This is a genomic window from Roseofilum halophilum BLCC-M91 (assembly GCF_030068445.1).
Classification (GTDB): Bacteria; Cyanobacteriota; Cyanobacteriia; order Cyanobacteriales; family Desertifilaceae; genus Roseofilum; species Roseofilum halophilum.
Window position 1 is genome coordinate 13,123 of record NZ_JAQPOK010000075.1, and the last position, 15,619, is coordinate 28,741.

A 15,619-nucleotide genomic window follows, 5' to 3' on the forward strand; every position below is an offset into this window, starting at 1 on the left:
ATAAAAACTCAAAATCTCGTGAACTTGCCCCTACATTTTAGATTCCTTAGTCGGAGGTTGGGGTAGAGTCTAGAATTTCTCCTTGTGCTTCTGTGGGTGTTGCTAGGATAGCGCGGCCGGTTTTCTCGCGCCACCAGGCTAACAGGGTACTGGCGATAAAGATACTGGAATAGGCTCCGGAAATAAAGCCCACAATTAGGGCTAGGGAGAAGAATTTGAGGGTTTCGCCACCGAGGAAGAAGATGGCCACAAGGGGCAAAATGGTGGTAACGGTTGTATTGAGCGATCGCATCAATGTCTGATTTACGGCCTGATCGATCACATCATTGATATGCTTTTCTGGGTAAAACTGGAGGGTCTCCCGCACTCGGTCATAGATGACTACCGTATCATTAACAGAAAATCCAATAATCGTTAGTAGAGAGACGATAAACAGGCTATCGACTTCCACTCCTGCGACTAAACCCAAGAGGGCAAAAACGCCCATAGTCACGAATACATCATGGAAGAGAGCGACAAAGGCAAAAAAGGCATAATCGAGTTGGAAACGGAAGTTTAAGTAGAGGGTAATTCCGGCAAACGCGGCCAAAAGTGCCAGTAAACCTGATGTAAACAACTGTTTCCCTAACGTGGGGCCAACGGTATCGATTTGAGTTTTCTGTATATCAAATGTACCCAGGGCCGCTTCTAAACTCTCTTGGAGTTGGGTGCGCTCCTCAACATCCAAATCTTTAGTGCGGATACTGACCCCGGTGCGGTTTTGGCCGGTAATCTGGATATTAGGATTGGCAATACCGAGGTTATCCGTAACTTCCCGTACTGTAGCCATCTCAATGGGGCGATCGCAATTTCCTGCTTCCGTGCAGTCGAGATCCAGTTGCAGACGAGTTCCCCCGACAAAATCCAGACCCGGCCGCAGGGGGGCCCCAATTCCTGGAGTTGTCCAAGAAATTGCCATCGCCAAAAATCCCACTAGAATCACACCAGCAGAAATCGACCACCAGAGGTTACGTTGTTTAATAATGCTAATCATGGTTTACCGTTTGGGGAGCGGAGCAAGATTGGGACAAAAGAGATTAGGTTTACGCAGTCCGGGGAACTGAAGCACGTATAACATCAGGGTACGACTGCATGTAACGGCGGTAAACATACTGATCGCTACCCCAATACCCAAGGTGAGGGCAAACCCTCGGACTAAACCTGTACCTAACCAGAATAGGGCAATACAGGAAATCAGGGTAGTGAGGTTACCATCGATGATACTGGTAAATGCCCGATAAAAGCCCGATTCCACAGAGCGATAGAGGGTTTTACCGGTGCGTAACTCTTCCCTGGTGCGCTCAAAGATCAGCACATTCGCATCGACGGCCATGCCGATACTGAGGATAAAACCGGCAATCCCCGGTAAAGTGAGGGTGACTTGCAACAGCTTAAAGGCCGCGAAGGTGAGCAGAGCATAGACGATGAGGGAAATATTGGCGATCGCCCCTGGCAGGCGATAATAGATCACCATATAGATCAGCACCAGCACCAAGCCACCCAATCCCGCATAGATACTACGGCGAATACTATCTTGTCCCAAGGTCGCCCCAACTGTGCGGTTTTCCACAATTTCCACAGGCACAGGGAGAGCGCCCCCTCGCAGTTGAATCGACAAATCATTGGCAGTGTCAGCAGTAAAATTACCCGTAATTTCTGCACGACCTCCCACAATTCCAGTTTCCGCAAACTCTACACCCACCGTGGGGGCACTCACGAGTTTATCATCCAGGAAAATACCAATACTACGACCCGTTCCGGCTAAATTTTTCGTCAGTTCGGCAAACTTATTTCCACCCTCACCATTAAACTCAATCACCACCGCCCAGTTTGTACCCCCTTGGGGAGGACGGGGTAGAGAATCTTGCAGTTGTTCCCCGGTTAAACCCACTTTGTCAAATAGGGGAGCAATCTGCTCATTGAGTTGATTAATCTGCTCCTGATTTTCGGCGATCGCCTCTGCTGCTACTTCCGGATCTTCTTGTCGCAGTAAAGACTGCTCAAGCTCTAAGGTTCTCAAAATCCGAAATTGGGCAGCAAACTCATCCTCTGTCCCTCGCCGTTGCTCGCGAAACTCCAACTGAGCCGTGCCACCCAATACCCGTTCCGCCTGAGCCGGATCGTTCACCCCCGGCAACTGAATCGAAAGCTGATCCTCTCCCACCGTCTGGATCACCGCCTCCGATACCCCCAAACCATTCACCCGATTTTCCATCACCTGTTGTACTGCTTCCAGTTTTCGAGGTGTGATTTCTGGCACTTCTGGTGTCGTTTGTACTTGAATCGTCAATTGTGCCCCCCCTCGCAAGTCTAAACCTAAGCGAGTTTCGACTTTCGCCAATACCGTGATCGCGGCGATCACCAGCACAATAATTAAAGCTAAAATTGTCCGTTGTTTCCCCATCTGCCCATCGTTGTAATCTTTGATAGGTAGGGGCGAACGGCCGTTTCACTTCGCGACATGAACGCCCCTACAGGTCATAATATAATCTTTTACAGGGGAAGAGGGAGTGCGAGCATCTTGCTCGCTTTTGACCTCTAGCGAGTATCTTGTTCGCCTTTGACCTCTAGCGAGTATCTTGTTCGCCTTTGACCTCTAGCGAGCATCTTGCTCGCTTTTGACCTCTAGCGAGCATCTTGCTCGCTTTTGACCTCTAGCGAGTATCTTGTTCGCCTTTGACCTCTAGCGAGCATCTTGTTCGCCTTTGACCTCTAGCGAGCAAGATGCTCGCACTACTTACCTCATTTCCCCCATTGCCCCATCTCCTAAACCTGTAATGCCATCATTTGTTTAACAGCTTCTACAATTTTACCCGGTTGTACAATGGTCAAGTTTTCCAAAATACCATTATAGGGAGTGGGAATATCCTGGGAAGAAAGGCGCACTACTGGAGCATCCAGTTCATCAAAAAATTGTTCATTAATCGAAGCCGTTAATTCTGCCCCAATGCCCCCGGTTTTCATACATTCTTCCACAATTACCACCCGATGGGTCTTGCGAATCGATTGGCCAATGGTGTCAAAGTCTAGGGGTTTGAGGGAAATTAAATCAATGATTTCTGGATCAAATCCTTCTTGCTCTAGGGTTTTGGCCGCTTGCATGGCATGGTGACGCATCCGGGAATAGGTCAAAATCGTCACATCATCACCCCGACGGACGACTTCAGCTCGGTCTAAGGGCACTAAATATTCAGTTTCCGGTAAGTTTTCCTTCAGGTTATAGAGCAACACATGCTCGAAAAATAAGACCGGGTTGCCATCGCGAATCGCTGATTTCATCAGTCCTTTGGCATTATAGGCCGTGGAACAAGCAACTATTTTCAGTCCTGGAACGGCTTGGAAGTAGGCTTCTAGACGTTGGGAATGTTCTGCACCGAGTTGTTTACCCACTCCACCGGGGCCCCGGATTACCAGGGGAATGGTAAAGTTACCTCCGGAGGTATAGCGCAACATTCCGGCATTGTTAGAGATTTGGTTGAACGCGAGGAGCAAAAAGCCCATGTTCATCCCTTCAATGATGGGTCGCAGTCCAGTCATCGCAGCGCCAACCGCTAGTCCGGTGAAGCTGTTCTCAGCAATGGGAGTGTCGAGTACCCGCAGTTCTCCATATTTTTCATAGAGTCCTTTGGTGACTTTGTAGGAACCGCCATATTGACCAACATCTTCGCCGAGAACGAAGACGGAGGGATCGCGGGCCATTTCTTCGTCGATCGCTTCCCGGAGAGCATTGAAGAATAGTGTTTCTGCCATTTGCTACGATAAATAGAGTGTGGGGTTTTGTCAGACTAGCAGTTTAACAAAAAATGGGGTCTTCGCAGTCATGGCGATTGCATCACTACTCGATTGGCTGGCAGTGGCTGGGTATTTGGCGTTTGCGTCCTTTATTATCTGGCAGGTGCTGACTCGTTCTTAATCTCTACTTCTTAATATCCAATCTCATCTACAATCTTTTTTCTTCCCTGTACTCTTAATCCCTCCAGTTTCCGAGTAATATTTTCATTAGTTATACTCTCTGAGTTACAGAGAGGGAGGTTAATTCAGTGGCTATACCAGTCAAGCGAATTGGTATGTGGGCCAGTCCGCGCTGTCTTTCAACTGTTTTACTGCGTTCTTGGAGTAATCGTCCAGATACTTTTGTCCAAGATGAACCCCTTTATCCCCATTATCTTGTGGTTTCTGGCCGCCAAGACCCAGGAAGAGAAGCTGTCCTCAAGCATTATGAAACGGATTGGGTGAAGATTGTAGAGCAATTGATTCACGGAGAAATTCCCAATCCTAAGTCAATTTATTACCAAAAGTTTATGGTGTATCGTCTCCTACCCCATATCGATATTGACTGGATTTCTGGGTTAACTAACTGCTTTCTTATTCGGGAACCGCGTCAGATGCTTTTGTCCTATCTTAAACTCTGGCCAAATCCAACCGTAGAAACACTCGGAATTTTACGACTTCACAAATTGTTTTATACCGTACGTGACAGTTTAGGAACGATTCCACCTGTGATTGATGCTCAGGATCTACAGAAGAACCCACGCCACACTTTGTCCTTACTTTGTGAAGCTATAGGGGTTGAATTTACAGAAGAGATGTTGCACTGGCCCAAAGGTAACCCAACCGATGATATTTGGTCTCAATATCAGTGGTATGACACCGTAAGAAACTCAACCGAATTTAAGCCTGATACCCCTAAGACCGATCCGATTCCAGCACAATTTTCAGATCTCTTGCTTCAATGCAATGAAGTCTATCAGGACTTATACCAATACCGTTTAGTATGAAAGGGTTTTAAAGATGATTACAATTCAATTATTTCCAGAAAAAGGACGGGGAGTGGTTGCCAATCAATTGATTACCGAAGGTACATTGATTGAAAAAGCACCCGTGGTGGACTTTCCAGCAAAAGAGCGATCGCTTCTGGATAGCACAAAAGTATTCAAATATTACTTTGTAATTCCTTCAGAGTACAACCAAAGTAAAGAGGTGAGGGCCTATCTGGTTTTTGGATTATCCTCTTTCTGCAATCATTCAGAAACCCCGAATACTCATATCAATTGGGTGAAAGAAGAGACGGGTTTATGGGCCCATTTAATCGCCTCTAAGGAGATTCAGTCCGGAGAAGAGTGTTTACTGTTTTATACGAACATCGATCAATATTCTTTCTGACGATCGCCTACAATCAGAAAAACGGTATCTAGAACGCTTATGACTCAAGCCGTAACTTTCCCAACTAAACTACCCAACCATATGGAATTGCCAGAGGAGGATGGCTCGGTTGTGAAAAACTTCCAAGAACACCCGCAAAGTATTATCCTCACGGACTCCATTGGTTCTGTCATGAAAAGGCTGCATCCAGATGGACAGTATGCAATTGGACAGGATAGCGGTATCTATTGGCGACTAACCGATCCTCCAGAACGGGGTTGTGAAGCGCCAGATTGGTTCTATGTCCCCCATGTTCCCCCGCTCCTAGATGGTGAATATCGTCGTTCCTATGTCCTCTGGCAAGAACATATTCTCCCTCTAGTGGTGCTAGAATTCGCTAGTGGCGATGGTACAGAAGAACGAGATAATACGCCTCTGGCGGTAGCCAATGGAACGGAAAAGATTAAGCCGGGGAAATTTTGGGTTTACGAACAGGTGATGCGGATTCCCTACTATGGTATTTTTTCCATGAGTGCGGGGACGCTGGAAGTGTATCATTTGCAGGATGGGACGTATCGGAAATTGACCCCGAACGATCGCGGCCATTATCCGATTGCTCCTTTGGAAGTGGAATTAGGGCTGTGGGAAGGGAATTACCAGAATCAACATCAAAAGTGGTTGCGCTGGTGGGATAATCAAGGGAATTTGTTGCTCACTGGAGAAGAACGGGCTGCGGTTGCGGAACTCGAACGCGATCGGGCTACAGAAGAACGCGATCGCGCCACAGAGCGAGCAGAACAAGCCGAGCGATCGCAGCGAGAATCCATTGCTCGCTTGGCTAACATGGGGTTAAATTCCGAACAAATTGCCCAAGCCTTGAATTTACCGATTGAAGAGGTGAGGGCGATCGCTCCGTAGAAAAAGGGGTAAGGTTGGCAGGAGAATACTTGAGATGATCCAACGCCTATAACTTTTGCCCTGCCCACCCTACGATGAAAAGTATCAAAATTGATACCCATAGCAAACCTAAATGAGTTATGTAATGGCTGCCCCTCATCCCCCTGCCCCCTTCTCCCGCAGGCGCTGCCCTGAGCGAAGTCGAAGGGAGAAGGGGGAAAAAGTCCCTCTCCCGTGGGAGAGGGATATAGGGAGAGGGCATTGTCTGTTGCACAACTCATTTAGACTAGCTATAGTTGTTTGACATGGCGAAAGATATCTATCACAAAACGGTTAAAACAGCTTTAATCAAGGATGGCTGGACAATTACAGACGATCCCCTACGGTTAAAGTTTGGGGGGCGGATGACCTATGTCGATCTAGGGGCAGAAAAATTATTAGCTGCCGAAAAACAAGGACAGCGCATTGCCATAGAAATCAAAAGCTTCTTAAATCCTTCTCCCATCAAAGATTTAGAACAGGCTTTAGGTCAATATATTCTTTATTCCCAAGTCTTAGAAACACTTAAACTGAATTATCAATTATATCTAGCTATTCCTCAAAAGGTGTTTTCTGATTTTTTAAGTGAAGAACTCCCGCAATTAATCATAAATCTCAATTCTCTTAAGTTGTTCACATTTCATCCTGAAAGAGAGGAGGTTATTCAATGGATAAACTAGAATTTTATCGAGACACTATAGAAAAAATCCTCAGAAGACATGCTGATATGCCTTACTCCTATGGAGAAATTGATGAGCATGTGATTATCGATCGCGATCGTAATCACTTTTTATTATTTGATGTCGGTTGGCAGCAAGAGCGCCGCGTCCATGGTTGTATTACCCATGTTCAGATTATTGACGGTAAAATCTGGATTCAGCGCGATGGTATTGAGGATGGGGTAACGGAAGAATTATTAGAAGCAGGTGTGCCAAAATCGGATATTGTTTTAGGCTTTCAACCCCGAGAAGTGCGTCCCTATACCGGTTATGGGATATAGCCCTTTGCGGGGTAATGGGTAATCGGTAAATGATGAAATATCACAGGAGATTAGCCAATGGATAGAGTAAAGGAATATGGTCAACTGATCCAAAAAGCTCTAGACTACTATGCTCAAATTCCCTATAGCCATGGTGACATTAAGAGCCATGTGATTGCTGATTGGACAAACTATCATTTTATGTTAGTGATTATCGGTTGGGATGGAAAATATCGGGTTCATGGCATGATTACCCATGCCCAGATTATTGACGGAAAAATTTGGATTCACCGCGATGGGATTGAAGATGGAATCACGGAAAAATTGCTAGAAGCGGGCGTGCCCAAATCGGATATTGTTTTAGGCTTTCACCCGCCACACATTCGCCCCCATACTGGATTTGCGATCGCCTAATTCTAAGGTATCTGTTAGAGCATCCATCAAGAAAGACTTAAAAATCGCTCTAAGGCTTCTGTAATTGTCGGAGGCCAACGGCGGATGTTTTTCACCCAATCCATATCTTTATAGCGAGAGTCTAAACCGACAGCAGCTACCCAATTACTTTCGGCTTCTCCTTGTTTGCCTTCTACCCATAAGGCGGCGCTTAAGGCGGCTCGCATGTCGGCAAATTGGGGATATTTGCGGTTGAGATTTCGCATCATTTTGATGGCTTGTTCGGTTTCGCCGAGTTCGTAGGTGGCGAGGGCTTGACTGGCGAGGGCAAAGGCGAAGTTAGGCGCAAGTTCGTTACAGGTTTTATAATCGGCGATCGCCCCTTCCCAGTCTTTTAAGCCCATTTTGGCATTGCCGCGATTGTTGTATGCCTGAGCATCATCGGGGTTGATCTCCAGGATATGATTGTAATCTGCGATCGCTTCTGCATAGCGTCCTAACCCTTCTAGAGCTGCTCCGCGATTGAGATAGGGATCGGTAACCGTAGGCGCGAGTTCGATCGCTTGATTATAATCGGCGATCGCCCCCTCAAACTTCCCCTGACTCGCACGGGTAATCCCCCGATTACTCCAAGCTGCGGCACTTTCTGGATACGCCTCTAAAATTTCCGTCCAATCCGCTTCTGCACGGGCAAAATCCTCTTGATTAGCCGCCGTAAACGCTTCCTGGGCTACGTCTTCTAAGTTCCTAGAGTCATCCACCGCACTAATTAACTGAGGCGTATCACTACCCCGATCCCAAATCTGATCGGGAAATTCCCGCATAGAAATGGCTTGGGCAGGTAAAATAATACTAGCTACGAGAATGACAACAATTAACAGTCCTTTCCAAAATAAATCCATAAGTGCTGCTACAACCAACGATAATTTACTTAATTTTAACAGTGTCAATAGCCATTCTTAGCCTCAATGTCTCTCTCAACGGGTCAGAATTTTTAAGGGTTTAATGCATCGAAACTTCCGCTCGAAATAGCAGTTTTTCCTGATAGCGGTATCCCGGTGCAACCACCGTCACCAATGTGCCTGGATCTGCTGTTCCCTGGGTAAGTTGATGCCATTGGGGATCGTAGGGAATGCGATCGCCGACTGCTGCTATGGCTTCGAGTCCCCAACTTTGTACCAATCTCTCAACAGGTGTAACTAATTTTACTAAATTCTGGGGATCGATATTGGCTTCCTGTTTCACTTTAGCCACGGCGATCGGCCAATAGCGTAACCAGGATTCTAACTGGTCTAAACTCTCTCGCTGAAAGCTCTCTGCGAGATCTTGAGGTTGTTGTTGCAGTTGTAGTTGTAGGCGATCGTATTCTTGCCGTAATGCAGTTACCGGATCGGGCAATTTGGCCAAAGCCGACAACAATTCGGGCGCAGAAATCTGTAAGGCAGTTGCTAACTGCAACAGTGTACTTATTTTCAGATCTTCTATCTTACCTTGACGGATGCGCCGCAATTGTTTTATGGAGACTCCTGAAGCCTGACTCAAGGCAGTCCAAGACTTTAAGCCAACCTTTTCCATCAAGGGTTGGAGAACAGAATTTAAGGGGAATTTTGTGTCTAATTGAGTCATTTATCGCTTGGCATGGTAATGGGGGATAGGGAGATGGGGGGATAGGGGAATCTTACAAATAAAATTATCCCTTCTCCGCGTCAGCCCCTAACTTTGGGCCATCTGGGTACGCAAACGAGCAAACAAGCGTCCGAACTCTCCGACCCAAAGGATAATGGAAGTTCCGCCCCAAATCACGAGCCAATCGTACAAAGAAAGGGGAACGGTTCTAAAGAAACTGCCGCCCCATTGAACAATGATAATTTGTCCAAAGAGGATCGCTGCTGAAATGATGATAAAACCGGGATTCTCTTTCAAGTTTTTGAACACCGAATCTTTTAAGCCAAAGCATTTGGCGTTAAATAAATTCCACCAGTTGACCATCACAAAGGTAGTAAAGAAGAGGGAGAGTTCATAGGGGTCAACGATACCATCTTGCTGAATATAGAGGAGAAAAGACACAAAGAAGATCAGGAACACAAAAGCTACGGATAAGAGCTGTTTGGCCATCGATGGGGTGATGATAAAGGATTTGGGTTTGCGGGGAGGATGACGCATAACCATGGGGTTGGGAGGATCGGTGGCGAGGGCGAGGGCTGCGAAGGTGTCCATAATTAGGTTTACCCACAACAGTTGGGTGACAGTTAAGGGTAAGTTGATGTTAATGAAAGGCCCTAATAGGGCGATGCCACAGGCGGCTACATTAATGGTGAGTTGAAAGAGGATAAATTTCTGGATATTCTGATAGAGCGATCGCCCCCACATCACTGCATTTTCGATGCTCTTGAAGGAGTGATCCAGGATAATAATATCACTGGCTTCTTTGGCTACGGAGGTGCTTTCCTGACCCATTGCCAACCCTACTTGGGCTTGATTGAGGGCGGGTGCGTCGTTGGTTCCGTCTCCGGTCACTGCAACGACTTCCCCATTTTCTTGTAAAAGTTTTACCAAGCGTTGTTTATCCGCAGGACGGGCGCGGGAGAGGACTTTTAAGGAGCGTACAGCCTCCCGCCCTTGGCGATCGTCGAGTTGGGCAAAGTCTTGACCCGTTAAGAAACATTCTGGGCCATCCTCATCGGTGACTAAGCCAATTTGACGGGCAATATATTTAGAGGTATTGGGGTTATCACCGGTGACGATTTTAACGCCAACCTGGGCCCGTTGACAGGTTTTAATGGCTCTGGGCACATCGGGGCGAATGGGGTCAGCAATAGCGATAAAGCCTAACCAGATTATACCTTGAGTCATGAGGCGCTCAATCTTAATTTCGTCTTCGGGAGAGAGGTGGGCTAAGTTATCCCGATAGGCAAAGCCTAACAGCCTCATGCCATTGGCTTCATAACTTTTCATTTGTTCGGCGATCGCACTATGGCTGGGAATCGGTTGCACCCCGTTTTCGGTCACCATATAGCTACATTGGGCTAGGACAATTTCCGGCGCACCTTTAATATGAATAATCGGGCGTTCTCGATGGCGAGAATAGCCCAAGGTGGCCATATATTTACGTTCTGGGGAAAAGGTTAACTGAGTGAGGATGCGGAAACTTTCCCGTTCTTGCTCATAGCTGCGCTGTTGAGCGTCTAACCATAATAGCAGCGCTCCTTCCGTCGGATCGCCAATGGCAGTAATTTCTTCTTCGCCTAAATTGAGGTTGCAACTGCGCTGTAAATTGGCGGTGCTGTTAATGGCGATCGCCTCTGCGATCAGATCTAGGTCTCCCTCAACACAGGCCTCACTGACTTCCATCTTATTGAGCGTCAGGGTTCCCGTTTTATCCGAACAGATCACCGTGGTTGCGCCAATGGTCTCGCAGGCTTGCATTTGCCGCACCAGGGCATTTTGTCGGGTCATCCGTCGCATACTATAGGCTAGACTCAACACCACACTCAGGGGTAAGCCTTCGGGAACCGCTACCACAATCACCGCTACAGCAATCATAAAATAGGTCAGTAGGGCAGTGGCCGCTTCTGTGGTAATCCAAGTTTGGGGCGTTTCGGGAACCCAGTTCAATAGCCAACCTAGACCCAACCCTCCCCCTAAAACCAATACCCCGATCGCCAAACTTTTCAGCCATTGGACTAAACTTTCATCTTCTAACCATCTTGGGGATTGAATTTGGGGTTTAATAAAGGTCAATCCTTCATAGAGAATGGGTAACCAGACTTTAATTAAGGCGATCGCCGCACTGAAAATCACTAAACTGGTCACATACCACTGTTGGCCACTCAAATTAAACTCACCGGCCAAAATACCCCGCACAATTAAGGCCGAGTCAATTAACACGGCAATGACTAACCCACACACCCCAATCAACTGACTGAGGCGATCGAGTTGTTGATTGAGGGGGGTTTTTTCATCTGTAGGCCCGGCAGCCGCTCGTGCCGTTTTACCGATTTCCGTTTGGTCACCGATGGCGATCGTCTCCATAATGCCATGGCCATCCACAACGATGGTTCCTCGCATCACCCGATCTGGAGCATAGGCTGTAGAGCTGACCGTCAGTTTCTCTAACTGGTGGGAGGTGACCTTATTCACGGGGAGGGTTTCCCCGGTCAAGCTGGACTCATTGATCTGAAACGACACTGCACCGATGACCAAACCATCGGCTGGGACTTCATCCCCAGCTTCGAGTAAGACCACATCTCCCACCACAATCTCTTTTTTAGGGACTTTACTAAAAACACCATTACGGACGACCGTTATCGGCACTTCATCATTAACTTGATTGAGGATATTGAATTCTTGAGTGGCTTTGTACTCATTGATAAAGGAAACGGTAGTGGCTAAAAAAATAGCGACTAGAATCCCCAGACCTTCCAGATATTCTCCATCCACAAAACCAATGGTCATGGCCAACAGCGCAGCCACAATTAAAATCCGGATGATGGGGTCTTCATACTTTTCTAGATAGAGTTTCCACCAGGGGGTTTGTTCGGGTGGGGTGAGGATATTAAGTCCATAGCGTTGGCGACTTGCTTCTACTTCCGTCGCGGTTAGTCCCCACAAGTGTTTTGAGTCTTCGAGATCGGGTTTAGGTTTTTGAATGGTCATTTGTTGTTTATCTTATACAAGGGTTTAAGCAGGGTTTTAAAATGGAGATGTGGGGCACATCAAGCGATCGCCGAGCGTAGCCGAGATAACTACTCCCTATTCTTCCATGATGATTGAATTTTGGAGAAAATGCACAAGTTCTCTTCAAATAATTAAAGAAACGTTAACCGATGGCCAAATATCAGGCTCGGAGCGTTGATTGTCGCAGTAACTTATACTCATTACTCATTACGTTACAGCGCTTCCCGCTATCCCGGACATGAATGAGCTGTGTCAAGGCACTACTGGATTGTTTCATCTAATTGGGTGCTTTAGGAATGGGTAGCGTGTCCGCAGGACAAACATCTTGCTTGCTGTTGTTTGCTCTAGCGAGCAAGATGCTCGCACTCCTGGAAAGCTAACGCACTATTTTAGATGAAACAGTTGTTTGCTCTAGCGAGCAAGATGCTCGCACTCCTGGAAAGCTAACGCACTATTTTAGATGAAACAGTTGTTTGCTCTAGCGAGCAAGATGCTCGCACTCCCGGAAAGCTAACGCACTATTTTAGATGAAACAGTCCACTAACTCGGCTAAAAATGGGGGTGATAAAAGTGAAGTCGGCCAAATCCCAGAAACGCTTTTTGGGGCTTTTCTCCTTGGGGAAATGCGGCTACAGCAAATAAATATACGCCAGTGGTATTGGGATTTCTGACTGGATATAAGCCGACGGTAAATTGAGTTCCAGGGGGAATGGGTTCCTCTAAGGCTAGGGTAATCGTTCGATCTGCGATCGCCACCTCTTCTATTGTAAAGGATCGACCCCGATTGCGGCGATCTCCAGCAAAAACCCTTGTCCGTTCAAACTCATACCGAGGCAGATCAAACCCTTGAGTCTGAGTGATTTCTAGAGTTTTGAGCGATTCTGTAGCATCGACTGGCAGTTCAATGGTAAAGTAATAGCTGGCACTCCAGGCGCGAATAATGTTATTGGTGGTGGTGACAGAGATTAACCGGGGTTGTCCTGCAAAGGCGGTGATTCCATCTCGTAGAGTAACCGCATACATTTGCGGCGATCGGGGAATGGCAGGATTGTAAATGGTAAATGACAACAGACACAACGGAAGCGCAAATGGTTTATAGAACTCTCTCCAATTACCCATTACCCATTACCCTTCTGCCCTTCTGCCCTGAGTATAACATTCCCATTCCCTCAAGTAATCTCGCTGCACCCATCCCCTCACGCGACTTTCAACCAATTCTATTTTGACCCAATCTTTTCCGTATTTGTCTTTGGCGATCGCCAATCCCTGCCGATCGCCTTGCAAAATTGTGACGCGATCGCCCGGACGACCCTCGTATCTACTGTAAAATTCTGTACCTACTCCATCATGAATCTGAATGTCACTTTCACCGTTTTTTTCGTCTAGGATCGCCGTACAAGAAGAAATTGCTTGAGCTTGTACTAGCGTTATCCTCATTGAAATTACAGATAATGAGAGTAGCAAACTTGCGGCGATCGCTCCTATCCTGAGTGTCGATTGTGGTTTCATGACTTGATTCTGAAATCCCTTAACTCCCATTCAAGCCACTTCCCTAACTTTTGACTTCCTCCATTAGGGTGATTTCTATAACTTTTTCTCTATATTCTTTACATTTCTCAATGTTAACTGAAGTCAAGCCTCCAAAAATCGTTAATCCGCTCCGATAGATATAAATAAATATTGCACGGTGGCACACCTGGGGCCAAAGTTCGGTACAACATAAAAGTAGAGAGTGTAAGAGGGAAACGAAATGGCAACTCTATCTGGAACCAATCAAAAACATCTGAACTGGCAACAAATCCTCCTAGGCGCTTTAGGGTTTTGGCTAAGTACAACCCTGATCGTCGATCTGGTAATTATGCCGATTTTATATAGTGCCGGAATGATGGTTCAACCGGGATTTGCATCGGCTGGCTATTCTATTTTTTGGGTGTTTAACCGTGTAGAAATTATCTGCGCTGCTTTAACCTTAACGGGCTTACTTGTTTTAGAAAATCAACATCAACTATCAGAAGCGAAACGCCACACTGCTATTATTTTATCAGTCATTTTATTGGCGATCGCTTTAGTCGATACCTATGGATTAACTCCGCAAATGAGCGCCATGGGACTGAATTTAAGCTTCTTTGAAACCGTGCGATCGCTCCCCTCAGAAATGATGCCCATGCAAATGGGATATTGGGTATTAGATGTGTTAAAAGTAGTCGGTTGTGGCATAATTCTCAAACTCTGTAGCCCTTGGAGTACCGCGAAGAACTAAACTGACACCCCCCTTAACGAAAAGTTTTCCAACCCATGACTCAACTACAAGGCTCTTAAAATAGCCTTGTTTCTTTTTTTGTCCCTATTCCCGATTCCCTATGTGTAAGCAACGGTGGTTAGACTTACTGCGTCATTATCGGGCGATCGCCGTCATCCGTTCTCCAGATCTGAAACTGGGGATGCAACTCGCGCACGCAGTCGCCCAGGGAGGCATGGGCTTAATTGAGATTACCTGGAATAGCGATCGCCCCGCCGATCTGATCGCCCTACTGCGTCAACAGTTACCCGACTGTACCATCGGTGCAGGAACCCTACTCACCAGGGAGCAGGTACAAGAGGCGATCGCCTGCGGTGCAGAATTTCTATTTTCTCCCCATACCCATCCCCCCCTGATCGAACAAGCCATCAGCGCCCATATTCCCATCATTCCCGGCGCTCTCACTCCCACAGAAATTGTCAGAGCTTGGCAAACCGGAGCCAGTAGCGTCAAAGTCTTTCCCATTCAAGCCGTTGGGGGGAGCCACTATCTGAAAATTTTACACGGCCCTTTAGGCCATATTCCCCTAATTCCCACTGGAGGCGTTACCCTAGAAAATGCCCCAGATCTGATTAAAGCCGGGGCGATCGCCGTTGGGTTATCCAGCCAACTCTTTCCCCCGTCCCTAGTCAAAACACAAAATTGGCCGGCGATCGCCGAAAATAGTCGCCAACTCCTAGCAAAATTGGCCATAGATGATAATTAAAGCAAAATAGGTTTACCCATTACCTATCACCCATTACCCATTACCAGCCCATAGCGCTATAGCGATCGACTCTGCATCACTGCCATGAAAGCGATTCTCCCTATCCTCACCCTACTCATTATTGGAGCGCAAGGTATCCATGATCTTCCCACCTTCGCCCAAACCCCAACCCTAGAAGAGCGCGTTCAAACCCTAAAAAACTCCACCCAGCGCTGGATAGAAGTCAATGTTGCCACCCAGCGCCTCACCGCTTGGGAAGGCTCCATTCCCATCTACAGCGTCATCATCTCCACCGGCAAAGCCTACCTTGACATCCTCACCGCCCTAGAAGGGCGGTGATTCCTAAACCTCACAATTTAGGTTTCTGCTTCATAGCAGTTGCCTTTACGGATTTACTCCGCTCTGGTCTTACACTCGCTCCACAGACTGACACCGCAAGTCCTGCGGC

Annotated in this window: 17 protein-coding genes; 9 read left to right on the plus strand and 8 right to left on the minus strand. The window is 47.0% G+C overall.

Annotated elements, in window-relative coordinates; genetic code table 11:
* Positions 1 to 46 precede the first annotated feature (46 nt).
* The 3 genes from secF to PJF56_RS09350 form a co-directional block, all read right to left on the minus strand.
* Positions 47 to 1,033 (minus strand): protein translocase subunit SecF, encoded by a 987-nt coding sequence (gene secF, locus PJF56_RS09340; protein ID WP_283762396.1) that lies wholly within the window; start codon positions 1,031 to 1,033, stop codon positions 47 to 49.
* 3 nt (positions 1,034 to 1,036) lie between these two features.
* Positions 1,037 to 2,443, minus strand: coding sequence for a protein translocase subunit SecD (secD, locus tag PJF56_RS09345; protein ID WP_283762397.1), 1,407 nt, complete (start codon positions 2,441 to 2,443; stop codon positions 1,037 to 1,039).
* Between the two features lie 362 nt (positions 2,444 to 2,805).
* Positions 2,806 to 3,789: an alpha-ketoacid dehydrogenase subunit beta gene (locus PJF56_RS09350; protein WP_283762398.1), complete on the minus strand. Its 984-nt coding sequence runs from the start codon at positions 3,787 to 3,789 to the stop codon at positions 2,806 to 2,808.
* Between the two features lie 290 nt (positions 3,790 to 4,079).
* On the opposite strand from PJF56_RS09350, the gene PJF56_RS09355 reads away from it, so the two are divergent.
* From PJF56_RS09355 to PJF56_RS09380, 6 genes are all read left to right on the plus strand, one after another.
* Positions 4,080 to 4,817: a sulfotransferase-like domain-containing protein gene (locus tag PJF56_RS09355; RefSeq protein ID WP_283762399.1), complete on the plus strand. Its 738-nt coding sequence runs from the start codon at positions 4,080 to 4,082 to the stop codon at positions 4,815 to 4,817.
* 13 nt (positions 4,818 to 4,830) lie between these two features.
* The gene (locus tag PJF56_RS09360) at positions 4,831 to 5,202 is read left to right on the plus strand and encodes an SET domain-containing protein-lysine N-methyltransferase (protein ID WP_283762400.1); all 372 of its coding nucleotides are present in this window, start codon (positions 4,831 to 4,833) and stop codon (positions 5,200 to 5,202) included.
* 39 nt (positions 5,203 to 5,241) lie between these two features.
* The gene (locus PJF56_RS09365) at positions 5,242 to 6,099 is read left to right on the plus strand and encodes a Uma2 family endonuclease (protein WP_283762401.1); all 858 of its coding nucleotides are present in this window, start codon (positions 5,242 to 5,244) and stop codon (positions 6,097 to 6,099) included.
* A gap of 284 nt (positions 6,100 to 6,383) precedes the next feature.
* Complete coding sequence (locus PJF56_RS09370; protein WP_283762402.1) at positions 6,384 to 6,797, plus strand: element excision factor XisH family protein; 414 nt, start codon at positions 6,384 to 6,386, stop codon at positions 6,795 to 6,797.
* Positions 6,785 to 7,117, plus strand: a complete 333-nt coding sequence (locus PJF56_RS09375; RefSeq protein WP_283762403.1) for a XisI protein — start codon at positions 6,785 to 6,787, stop codon at positions 7,115 to 7,117. The genes PJF56_RS09370 and PJF56_RS09375 overlap by 13 nt, the downstream gene beginning before the upstream one ends.
* Positions 7,118 to 7,174: 57 nt before the next feature.
* A complete protein-coding gene (locus PJF56_RS09380; protein ID WP_283762404.1) occupies positions 7,175 to 7,510 on the plus strand; it encodes a XisI protein in 336 nt (111 codons plus the stop codon).
* A gap of 26 nt (positions 7,511 to 7,536) precedes the next feature.
* Here PJF56_RS09380 and PJF56_RS09385 read toward each other — a convergent pair whose 3' ends face one another.
* The 5 genes from PJF56_RS09385 to PJF56_RS09405 form a co-directional block, all read right to left on the minus strand.
* Positions 7,537 to 8,391: a tetratricopeptide repeat protein gene (locus PJF56_RS09385; RefSeq protein ID WP_283762405.1), complete on the minus strand. Its 855-nt coding sequence runs from the start codon at positions 8,389 to 8,391 to the stop codon at positions 7,537 to 7,539.
* A 100-nt stretch (positions 8,392 to 8,491) separates the two neighbouring features.
* Entirely contained in the window at positions 8,492 to 9,115 is a 624-nt protein-coding gene (locus tag PJF56_RS09390) for a helix-turn-helix domain-containing protein (protein ID WP_283762406.1), read from the minus strand.
* 87 nt (positions 9,116 to 9,202) lie between these two features.
* Positions 9,203 to 12,145, minus strand: a complete 2,943-nt coding sequence (locus tag PJF56_RS09395; protein WP_283762407.1) for a calcium-translocating P-type ATPase, PMCA-type — start codon at positions 12,143 to 12,145, stop codon at positions 9,203 to 9,205.
* A gap of 570 nt (positions 12,146 to 12,715) precedes the next feature.
* On the minus strand, positions 12,716 to 13,285 hold the full coding sequence (locus PJF56_RS09400) for a DUF2808 domain-containing protein (RefSeq protein WP_283762408.1): 570 nt from the start codon (positions 13,283 to 13,285) through the stop codon (positions 12,716 to 12,718).
* Positions 13,286 to 13,291: 6 nt separating this feature from the next.
* A complete protein-coding gene (locus PJF56_RS09405; RefSeq protein WP_283762409.1) occupies positions 13,292 to 13,603 on the minus strand; it encodes a hypothetical protein in 312 nt (103 codons plus the stop codon).
* A gap of 313 nt (positions 13,604 to 13,916) precedes the next feature.
* Between PJF56_RS09405 and PJF56_RS09410 the strand changes: the two genes are divergently transcribed.
* The 3 genes from PJF56_RS09410 to PJF56_RS09420 all read left to right on the plus strand — a co-directional run bounded on the left by PJF56_RS09410 (position 13,917) and on the right by PJF56_RS09420 (position 15,510).
* The gene (locus PJF56_RS09410) at positions 13,917 to 14,426 is read left to right on the plus strand and encodes a DUF4149 domain-containing protein (protein WP_283762410.1); all 510 of its coding nucleotides are present in this window, start codon (positions 13,917 to 13,919) and stop codon (positions 14,424 to 14,426) included.
* A 100-nt stretch (positions 14,427 to 14,526) separates the two neighbouring features.
* Positions 14,527 to 15,171 carry a bifunctional 4-hydroxy-2-oxoglutarate aldolase/2-dehydro-3-deoxy-phosphogluconate aldolase gene (locus tag PJF56_RS09415; RefSeq protein WP_283762411.1) on the plus strand — a complete coding sequence of 215 codons (645 nt, stop codon included), beginning with the start codon at positions 14,527 to 14,529 and terminating at the stop codon, positions 15,169 to 15,171.
* A gap of 84 nt (positions 15,172 to 15,255) precedes the next feature.
* Positions 15,256 to 15,510 carry a L,D-transpeptidase gene (locus PJF56_RS09420; RefSeq protein ID WP_283762412.1) on the plus strand — a complete coding sequence of 85 codons (255 nt, stop codon included), beginning with the start codon at positions 15,256 to 15,258 and terminating at the stop codon, positions 15,508 to 15,510.
* The last annotated feature ends 109 nt before the right edge of the window (positions 15,511 to 15,619 follow it).